Here is a 1,081-nt window from a genome sequence, read left to right on the forward strand (position 1 = left end):
GTGTAAGCGTTGTGAGGCGTTGAGCTAACTGATACTAATGACTCGTGAGGCTTAACCATACAACCCTAATGGGTTTTACGAAAGTAATGGTAACTTAGCAAAATTAGAAAGAACACTTAATGTAAGTGACACTCAATTTATTTTTTTTTGACTAACGTTGAAAGCAGCTTTTCAAATTCAATTTTATGTCTGGAAACCATAGCATTGTGGTCCCACCTGATCCCATTCCGAACTCAGAAGTGAAACGCAATCGCGCCGATGGTAGTGTGGGGTCTCCCCATGTGAGAGTAGGTCATTTCCAGGCGCCACTTTTAATTTTACTTTTTTATAAAAAGTAAGACAAAAAATAATGCTCATAAGAGCACGTCTCCTAACCATGACAAGTTAGCGACGATAAAAGCATTTAGTGAAGTGCTTAGGCAATTTGCTAAAGGAGCGGTAGTTCAGTTGGTTAGAATACCGGCCTGTCACGCCGGGGGTCGCGGGTTCGAGTCCCGTCCGCTCCGCCAACATAAAGATCAAAGCCTCATCAAATGATGAGGCTTTTTTCGTATATGAGATTAAAAATAATAGAGCGGTAGTTCAGTTGGGCTGATAATGTTCCATACATTATTCAGCATTCACCCCATCCATGGGAATTTTAGGGCTTTTGATTAGTCTTTTTATTAGAGAGAGCTCATTAGAAAGAGTCGGCCTGTCACGCCGGGGGCGCGGGTTCAGTTGTCATAAAGAGCAAGTCCGCTTCACAACATTAGGATAAGTCCTACTAAAAATAGTAGGGTTTTTTCGTATTGGTCATTTTAAATGATGACAAAAGCCATAATGTCATTATTTTAGCTATTTGCTAAAGGAACGGTCATCCTATTGCCTTCAATCATATTGTTACATTTATCCTTCAGTTGAAAATTGTAGGGTTTTCATAAAAGCTATGGGATAATACCAATTCCATTATATAGATGATCAATTCAGAGCTTTTCAGGCTTTTCAATTCAAGGCGCATTTATGCATTTATGCTGTAATGGTGATTCCCTTTCAAATGAATGCAACGCAGAAGTGGAATGTCTGAGCAGCTCACTTTGTG

Annotated in this window: 1 tRNA gene and 1 rRNA gene; both read left to right on the forward strand. The window is 39.8% G+C overall.

The window, feature by feature from the left end:
• The first annotated feature begins 188 nt into the window (after positions 1-188).
• A 5S ribosomal RNA gene (rrf, locus tag Q0791_RS24890) occupies positions 189-304 on the forward strand.
• Positions 305-432: 128 nt separating this feature from the next.
• Positions 433-509 (forward strand) — tRNA-Asp (locus Q0791_RS24895).
• Positions 510-1,081: the final 572 nt, after the last annotated feature.

The sequence above is a fragment of the uncultured Shewanella sp. genome (assembly GCF_947495455.1).
Classification (GTDB): Bacteria; Pseudomonadota; Gammaproteobacteria; order Enterobacterales; family Shewanellaceae; genus Shewanella.